Annotated in this window: 1 protein-coding gene; it reads left to right on the top strand. The window is 68.2% G+C overall.

Features of this window, described 5'->3' with window-relative positions; translation table 11 throughout:
- Window positions 1-8,525, top strand: an 8,525-nt coding sequence (locus JF781_RS26865; protein WP_304621392.1) for a non-ribosomal peptide synthetase, incomplete at both ends; no start/stop codon positions are given.

The following is an 8,525-nucleotide window of genomic DNA, read 5'->3' as shown; positions in this document are numbered from 1 at the left end:
CACCGACCGACCTTATCCGCCGGTGGCCGATTACCGCGGCGCCAGCGTGGTCGTGGATTTGCCAGCCGAGCTGCAGCAGCGGATTGCACAGGTGGCCCGCGAGCACAACGCGACCAAGTTCATGGTGATCCAGGCCGCCCTGGCGGTGCTGCTGGCCAAGCTCAGCGCCAGCAGTGATGTGGCGGTCGGATTCGCGATCGCCGGGCGGCGCGACCCAGCGCTCGACGAGCTGGTCGGGTTTTTCATCAACACCCTGGTGCTGCGCGTCGATGTGGCCGGCGATCCCACCGTGGCCGATGTGCTCGCGCACGTGCGGGCGCGCAGCGTCGCCGCCTACGAGCACCAGGACGTGCCCTTCGAGGTGCTGGTGGAGCGGCTCAACCCGACCCGAAGCCTGGCCCATCACCCGTTGGTGCAGGTGGTGTTGGCCTGGCAGAACTTCCCCGGGCACACCAGCGACCCCGCCGCCGGGCTGGACCTGGGCGATCTACAGGTCACGCGTTTGCCAGTGGCCACTCAGTCGGCACGCATGGATCTGACATTCACGCTGGCCGAACGGTTCACCGAGGCCGGTGACCCCGCCGGGATCGCCGGGGATGTCGAGTTTCGCACCGATGTGTTCGACGCGGCCAGCATCGAGGCGTTGATCGAGCGCCTGCAGCGGGTATTGGCGGCCATGACCGCCGATCCCACCCGGCGGTTGTCGTCGATGGATGTGCTGGATGCCGCCGAGCACGCCCACCTGGACAAGACCGGTAACCGGGCGGTGTTGGCCCGGACGGTCCCAACCGCGGCGTCCATTCCGGCGGTGTTCGCCGCTCAGGTCGCGCGCGCGCCCGAAGCGCTGGCGGTGACCTTCGAAGGTCACTCGAGCACCTACCGAGAGCTCGATGAGGCGTCGAACCGGTTGGCGCATCTGCTGGTCGCCCTGGGCGCCGGCCCGGGGGAGTGTGTGGCGCTGCTGTTGCCGCGGTCGGCCGAGGCGGTCCTGGCGGTGATGGCGGTGCTCAAGACCGGGGCGGCGTATCTGCCGATCGATCCGGCGCATCCGACCGAGCGGATGGAGTTCATGGTCGCCGACTCCGCACCGATCGCCGCGATCACCACCAATGGACTGGCCGACCGGTTCGACGGCTGTGGCCTGCCGGTTGTCGACGTCGGAGACCCGCGCATTTCCGGTTGCTCGTGCACGAGCCTGCCGGCGCCGGCCCCCGACGAGATCGCTTACCTGATTTACACCTCCGGCACCACCGGGGTGCCCAAGGGGGTGGCCGTCGCCCATCACAACGTGACCCGGCTGCTGACGGCGCTGAGCGCCGACCTGGAACTGTCGCCAGAGCAGGTGTGGACGCAGTGCCATTCGCTGGCCTTCGACTACTCGGTGTGGGAGATCTTCGGTGCGCTGTTGCACGGTGGGCGGCTGGTGGTGGTGCCCGAGTCCGTGACACGCTCACCCGAAGACCTGCACGCGTTGCTGATCGCCGAACAGGTCAGCGTATTGAGTCAGACGCCGTCGGCGTTTTATGCGCTGCAAACCGCCGAAGCGCGCGCACCCGAGCTGGGACCTCAGCTGAGGCTGGAGACGGTGGTGTTCGGCGGCGAGGCGCTCGAACCCCAGCGCCTGGGAACCTGGTTGGACCGCCACCGCCGATCACCGCGGCTTATCAACATGTATGGCATCACCGAAACGACGGTGCATGCCTCGTTCCGCGAGATCAGCGTCGTCGACGTCGACCGCAGTGTCAGCCCCATCGGGGTGCCGTTGGTGCATCTTGGCTTCTTTGTGCTGGATGCGTCGTTGCGTCCGGTGCCGGTCGGGGTGGTCGGGGAGTTGTATGTGGCCGGCGGCGGGCTGGCGTACGGATACTTGGGCCGGGCGGGTCTGACCGCGTCGCGGTTCGTGGCCTGCCCGTTCGGCGGCGCCGGAGCGCCGGGCCAACGGATGTATCGCACCGGGGACCTGGTGTGTTGGGGCGCCGACGGGCAGCTGGATTACCTGGGGCGTGCCGACGAGCAGGTCAAGGTCCGCGGGTACCGCATTGAACTCGGCGAAATCCGCACGGCGCTGGCCGCACTCGACGGGGTGGAGCAGGCGGCCGTGATCGCCCGCGAGGACCGCCCCGGTGACAAGCGCCTGATCGGCTATATCACTGGAGCCGCTGACCCGGCCGTTGTTCGGGCCCGGTTGGGTCAGCGGCTCCCCGCCTACATGGTTCCGGCGGCGGTGGTGGTGATCGACGCGCTGCCGCTGACGGTCAACGGCAAACTGGACACCCGGGCCCTGCCGGCACCCGAATACACCGAGGGCGATCGCTACCGCGCCCCGAGCACCCCCACCGAGGAGATCCTGGCCAACATCTACGCCCAGGTACTCGGCCTCGAGCGGGTCGGGATCGACGACTCCTTCTTTGATTTGGGCGGCGATTCGCTCTCGGCGATGCGGGTCATCGCCGCGATCAACAAGACCCTCGACGCCGGCCTTGCGGTGCGCACCGTGTTCGAATCGCCCACCGTCGCCCAGTTGGCGCCCCGTATCGGCTTGGACGGGGAAGGGCGCAAGCCGTTGGTGGCCGGCGCGCGGCCGACGATGGTGCCGTTGTCGTATGCGCAGAGCCGGTTGTGGTTCCTTGACCGGTTCGAGGGCGGGGTGGCGACCTACAACATGCCGACCGCGTTCCGGATCAGCGGGGCGCTGGATGTCGAGGCGTTGACGGCGGCCGTCGATGATGTGATCGCCCGCCACGAGGCGCTGCGCACCATATTTCCCGACATCGACGGTGTGCCGTTCCAGCAGGTGCTGCCGGCCGAGGCCGGGATGTGGCGGCGCGGGGGCCCAGCAGTGGTGTCATTGCCGGAGCAGGATCTGATCGGCGAATTGGTGGCGCTGGCGGGGTACCGGTTCGATCTGGCGACCGAGATCCCGATTCGTGCGCAGATCTATGCGGTGGGCCCCGGACAGCATGTCGTGGGGATTGTGGTGCACCACATCGCTTTTGACGGGTGGTCACTGGCGCCGATGGCCAGGGACATCGGCCAGGCCTATCTGGCGCGGCGGCGGGGCCAGGCCCCGCAGTGGGCGCCATTGCCGGTGCAGTACGCCGATTACACGCTCTGGCAACGGGATTGGTTGGGCGTCGAGTCTGATCCCGACAGCGTGATCGCCGGGCAGTTGGCTTATTGGCGGCAGGAGTTGGCTGATCTGCCCGAGGTGGTGTCGCTGCCGGCGGACCGGGCGCGCCCGCCGGTGCCCAGCTACCGCGGTGATGCCGTGGACATGCACCTCGACCCGAGACTGTGGGCGGGGATCAAGGCGTTGGCGGCGGCGCATAACGCGACCGCCTCGATGGTGTTGCAGGCGGCCATGGTGGTGGTGTTGCACCGGGCCGGGGCCGGCGAGGGCGTGACGATGGGCACCCCGATCGCCGGACGGATGGATGCGGCGCTCGATGAGCTGGTCGGGTTCTTCGTCAACACCTGGGTGCTGCGGGTCGGTGTCAACTCTGCACAGCGGTTCAGCGATGTGCTCGAGCAGGTGCGCCAGAAGGCGCTGGACGCCTACAGCAACCAGGATGTGCCGTTCGAGCGGCTGGTCGAGCAACTCAACCCCGTGCGCTCCACGGCGCATCATCCGCTATTCCAGGTGGCCCTGGCGTTCCAGAACAATGTGCGCCCCGAGGTGGCGCTCGACGGGGTCACCGTCGAGCCACTGGCGGTGGACAGCCGCACCGCCAAATTCGATCTGGATGTCGATCTGCGGGAGGTGCCCTCCGAGGACCCGACCGCGCCGATGGCCGCCGGGGTCGTCACCTATGCCACGGACCTGTATGACCGGGCCACCATCGAGCGCTTCGTCACCTGGTTCACACGGGTGATCGAAGCCGTCGTGACGGATGCGTCGGCGGTGGTGGGTGATCTGGCGTTACTGGATCCCGACGAGCGTGATCTGGTGCTGTCGCGGTGGTCTGGCGCCGGGGTCGGGGCACCGGCGGGGGTGGCGCCGGAGTTGTTGGACGCGGCGGTGGCCGCCGACCCGGACGCGGTGGCGGTCGTCGATCGCGCCCGGAGCTTGTCCTATCGCGAACTCGACACGTGGTCGACGCGGCTGGCGCGGGTGCTGATCGAGGCGGGGGTCGGCCCGGAACGCGCGGTGGGCGTGGCGATCGGCCGGTCCGCGGAGCTGGTGGTGGCGTGCTGGGCGGTCCTGAAAGCCGGCGGCGTGTATGTCCCGGTGGACCCCGCTCACCCGGTCGAGCGGATCGCCACGGTGCTGGACTCGGTGGGCGCGGTGTGCGTGTTGACCGGCGATGCCGACACCGTGGCCGGCGCCGGGGCGCGCCCGGTGCTGCGCATCGACGGCCTGGACCTGTCCGGGCGATGCGCCGAGCCGATCACCGACACCGACCGACTGGCGGCGTTGGGACCGGAGAACACCGCCTATGTGATCTTCACGTCGGGGTCCACCGGCACCCCGAAGGGGGTGGCGGTCACCCACGGCGGTCTGCCCGGGGTAGCCGCGGCGCACCGCGAACCGTTTGGGCTGGGCCCGGATACCCGCATGCTGGCTGTGCTCTCCCCGACATTTGACGCCGCGCTCGGTGAGTTATTGGTCGCGGTGGGATCGCGGGGAGCGTTGGTGGTTGCGCCGCCGGAGGTGTACGCCGGCGAGGCTTTGACCGCATTGCTGCAGGAGCAACGGGTCAACGCGGCGGTGATGACCCCGACGTTGCTGTCGTCGCTGGATCGGAGCCGGTTAGATGTGTTGTCCACCTTGATCGTCGGCGGTGAGGCCTGCCCCGACGAGTTGGTGGCCGCGTGGGCGCCGGGGCGCCGCATGTTCAACGGCTACGGCCCCACCGAGGCCACTATCTGGGCCACCACGGCGCCGCTGTCGGCGGGGCAGCCGGTCCGCATCGGCACCCCGCTCCCCGGGATGCGCGCACTGGTGCTCGACGCGCGGCTGAACCCGACCCCGATCGGGGTGGTCGGCGAGTTGTATCTGGGCGGACCGGCGGTGGCATGCGGCTATCTGGGCCGGGCGGGTCTGACCGCGGAACGGTTCGTGGCCGATCCCTACGGGCCCGCGGGCGCGCGGCTGTATCGCACCGGCGACCTGGTGCGCTGGGCGCTCGACGGAACCCTGGACTATCTCGGCCGTGCCGACGCACAAATCAAGCTGCGCGGACACCGCATCGAACTGGGCGAAATCGAAAACACCCTGCTGGGCTGCCCGCAGGTTGCCCGGGCGGCCGCCACCGTGCATGAGAGCGGAACCGGCTCGCATCTGGTCGCCTATGTCACCCTCGAGCAGACCACCACCGCCGAACACGACGCCGAAACCGTCGAAGCGTGGCAACACCTGTATGACGAGGCGTATGCCGCTGACGTGGACGCGCCGGAATTCGGCATGGATTTCCGCGGCTGGAACAGCAGCTACACCGACGATCCGATCCCGCTCGAACAGATGAGGGAGTGGCGTTCGGCCACGGTGGATCGGATCCTTCAGTTGCATCCCGCGCGGGTGCTGGAGATCGGCGTCGGTTCGGGGCTGTTGCTTTCCCAGTTGGCCCCGGTCTGCGCCGAGTACTGGGCTACGGACTTCTCCGCGCCGACGATCCAGAGGCTGCAGGCCGACGTGGCCGGGCAGTCGTGGGGGGATCGGGTGCGGTTGCGGGTGCAGCCCGCCGATGTCGCCGATGGGTTGCCGGAGGGCCATTTCGATCTGGTGGTGCTCAACTCCGTGGTGCAGTACTTCCCGAGCGCGCGGTATCTGAGCGATGTGCTGGCGGTCGCGATGCGGTTACTGGCAGCGGGCGGGGCACTGTTCATCGGCGATGTGCGCAACCACAGCCTGCTGGGCGCTTTTCAAACCGGCATCGCGCTCGCCCGCACCGCCGACGGCGACGCCGACGCCGACGAGATTCGCCAACGAGTTCAGCGCGCCATGCTCGGCGAAGCCGAATTGCTTTTGGCCCCAGAGTATTTCACTAACTGGGCTGCCGGCCATGCATCGGTGGCCGGGCTGGATATCGAAGTCAAGCGCGGGATGGCCGACAACGAACTCAACCGGTATCGCTACGACCTCGTCATCTATAAATCCCCCGCACCGGTGCGCTCACTGGCCGGCGCAGACAGCTGGGCGTGGGCCCAGTGCGCCGGCCTGCGCGGGCTGCACGACCGGTTGGTAGCCCAGCGTCCCCACACTGTCCGCATTACCGAGATCCCCCGCGCGGGACTGATCAGCGACGTCCACATCGAACACGCCCTTGTCGACGGACTGGCGCTTGCCGACGCACTGGCCCTCGCCGACGGTGCCGATGCCGTTGTCCCAGAACAACTGCACGGCCTTGGTGAGAGCGCCGGATATCACGTCGCGGTCACCTGGGGCGCCCAGCCGGGCACCGTGGACGCGGTGTTCATCACTGCGGCTGACGCTGAGCAGACCTCGGCGCTGACCGATCTGTATCTGCCGCCTGACGGGCCCCACCGAGTCACGAGTTGCGCCAATGACCCGCAGACCAACACCAAAATCACCGCGGTGCGTCAGCAGTTGAGCGCGTGGTTGCCCGAATACATGGTGCCGACGCACATTGTGGTGCTCGACGAGTTCCCGATGACATCCTCGGGCAAGATCGACCGAAAGGCCTTGCCGGCACCGGTGTTTGCCACCACGGCATTCCGGGCGCCGCAGACCCAGACCGAAAAAATCGTCGCCGGAATCTATGCCGAGGTGCTGGGGATCGACAAGGTCGGGGTCGACGACTCGTTCTTCGACCTGGGTGGGGATTCGCTGTCCGCGATGCGCCTGATCGCCGCCGTGAACACCAATCTGGATGCCGATCTTTCGGTGCGTGCCGTATTCGAGGCGCCGACGGTCGCCCAGTTGGCGCCCCTCATCGGTAAGGGAGGAGGACTGGAGCCGCTGCTGCCGGTTGAGCGGCCGCCGGTGATTCCGTTGTCGTTTGCCCAAAGCCGGTTGTGGTTCATCGACCAGTTGCAGGGGCCGTCACCGCTTTACAACGTCGTGCTGCCGTTGCGGCTCAGTGGGCACCTCGATGCCGACGCGCTGGGTGCGGCGCTGGTCGATGTCGTGGGCCGCCACGAGAGCCTGCGCACCATGTTCCGGGCGGCCGAGGGGATCCCGCAGCAGCTGGTGGTGCCCGCCGAGCAGGCCAACTTCGGCTGGGAGGTCATCGATGCCGCCGAGTGGCCGGCCGCCCGCCTGGAGGAAGCCCTCCGCGCCGCGGTGCGCTACCGGTTTGACCTGGCCACCGAAATCCCGTCGCGGGCATGGCTTTTCCGCGTCGCCGACGACGAACACGTGCTGGTGGCGGTCGTGCACGAAATCGCCGCGGATGGCTGGTCGACGACCCGGCTGGTGCGTGACATGAGTGTGGCCTATGCGAGCCGGTGCGCGGGGCGCGCGCCGGATTGGGCGCCATTGCCGGTGCAGTATGTCGATTACACGCTGTGGCAGCGCGCGCAGTTCGGTGATCTCGATGACAGCGAAAGCCGCATCGCTGCGCAGCTCGCCTACTGGGAGCAGACGCTGGCCGGGATGCCTGAGCGGCTGCAGCTGCCCACCGACCGGCCCTACCCGCCGGTGGCCGATCAGCGCGGCGCCAGGGTGACCGTCGAGTGGCCGGCGTTGTTGCAGCAGCAGATCGCGCGGATGGCCCGCGAGCACAACGCGACCGGATTCATGGTGACGCAGGCCGCCCTGGCGGTGCTGCTGTCGAAGCTCAGCGCCAGCAGCGATGTGGCGGTCGGGTTCGCGATCGCCGGGCGCCGCGATCCCGCGCTGGATGAGCTGGTGGGTTTTTTCGTCAACACCTTGGTGCTGCGCGTCGATCTGGCCGGTGACCCCACCGTGGCCGAGCTGCTGGCCCAGGTGCGAGCACGCGGCCTGGCCGCCTACGAGCACCAGGATGTGCCTTTCGAGGTGCTCGTGGAGCGGCTCAACCCCACCCGATCGTTGGCCCATCACCCGCTGGTTCAGGTGATGTTGGGCTGGAACAACTTCCCTGGGCAAGTCAACGTCCCCGCGGCCGGGCTGACTTTGGGTGATCTTCAGGTCACGCCGCTGCTCGAGGATACCCAGACCGCGAAAATGGACCTGGTCTTCTTCCTCAAAGAATGCTGGACCGACACCGGCGAGCCCGCCGGGATTTCGGGGCAGGTCGAATTTCGCACCGACGTGTTCGACGCGGACACCATCCAGGCGTTGATCGCGCGGTTGGAGCGGGTGTTGGTGGCGATGGCCGCCGACCCCGCCCGGCGGCTCTCGTCGGTGGATGTGCTCGACGCGGGTGAGCATGCCCGGCTGGAAGAGCTTGGTAATACAGCGGTTTTAGCCAGCCCGCAGAGCGTTCCGATGTCGGTGCCGGCATTGTTCGCCGTCCACGTGACGCGGACGCCGGATGCTGTGGCGTTGGTGGGCGAGGGCGTGTCGGTGACTTATCGGGAGTTGGATGAGGTATCGAATCGGTTGGCGCATGTGTTGGTGGGCCGGGGTGCGGGGCCGGGCG

Origin of the sequence: Mycobacterium sp. WUMAC-067 (assembly GCF_020217485.1) — a bacterium.
Classification (GTDB): domain Bacteria; phylum Actinomycetota; class Actinomycetes; order Mycobacteriales; family Mycobacteriaceae; genus Mycobacterium.
The sequence above is the reverse complement of the archived record's forward strand: the minus strand, read 5'-3'. Positions and strand labels throughout refer to the sequence as shown.